Consider the following 1,078-nt stretch of genomic DNA (forward strand, 5'->3'; position numbering starts at 1 on the left):
CGTTATCCGACTGATAGTTTGCCGCATCGCATGATTAGCAATTCACCGATGAATTCAACTCCAGGGCCCAATCCCTATCGCCCCCCAGATTCGCATCCAAAAGCTTCGAATCAAACAAAGCAATCGGATTCACCCGACGGCTTTGATTCAATTGAAACTGCTTCGTTTGCTCTCGGTTCAATTGCCTGGTTAGTCTGGCTCATCGCCACGAGCATGTTCACAAACAACTACTGGTATCGAACTTCCCAAACCGCGACTGCTATGTTTTGCTTTGTCCTTGTGCTCGGCATTTTCGGCGTTTTGCTCGCTGTACGGTCGTGGTATGAGGGCCGCAAATCCGCGAAGTTCCTTTTTGGTATCAATGCAGCTGCACTCACGTCAGCAAGCGTTCCATTGTTTTTTGTCGTGGACATCGTTGGGCCTGCGATTCTGGAGTAAAGTTGTGATCAAAAAGCGAGCGGATAACCAAGCCATTCACGCGGAGCACGGCTTGCGCGTTTTCACAAATGGATACATCACTCTCCGTGCCCGGTGATGGCAACCGTTCCCCGACTGACGTGCTCGCACGGAATCGCGATGTCTCGCAATGACCCGATGCTGATCGACGACACGGCAGCACTGCTAGCTCATCTGGAATCTTCTCGGATGACATTCCAATGGCTGATTCCGCCTGAAGCAGGACACTCCATCTTGCTTTCACCTTCACATCTTCGACTACTCATTGACGATGCTCCGGTGGCGAGTTGTCCGCTAATGGGCTCGTTCAAAAGGTTCGTTTGTGTTTCCATTGGCGAGATCAAACACACGCCGGGTACGACAAATTCTGCGACTGGTACCTTGAAACTATCGACTTGCATGTCTGATCGTATGCTCGACATCGACTACAACTGCGCTGAGTTGCCCGGCGTCGAGGGATCGTGCTACTCTGGTGGTGGTTTGATTTCCGTTCCGCTGACGGACTTCCTCCTAGATCACGAAATCCGATGAAAGACGGCGGGGAACCAAACGATGCAACCGAGCGGCGAAGTCGGGCGATTTGATGTGGTTGATCTTCCGTCGCCGCCGGATGATCGTAGAC

At 52.0% G+C, this 1,078-nt stretch carries 1 protein-coding gene; it reads left to right on the top strand.

Translation table 11 applies throughout. The features are described from left to right. Positions 1–576 precede the first annotated feature (576 nt). Positions 577–987 (top strand): hypothetical protein, encoded by a 411-nt coding sequence (locus RE6C_RS16805; RefSeq protein WP_144054807.1) that lies wholly within the window; start codon positions 577–579, stop codon positions 985–987. Positions 988–1,078 lie beyond the last annotated feature (91 nt).

The organism is Rhodopirellula europaea 6C (assembly GCF_000338295.1).
Lineage (GTDB): Bacteria > Planctomycetota > Planctomycetia > Pirellulales > Pirellulaceae > Rhodopirellula > Rhodopirellula europaea.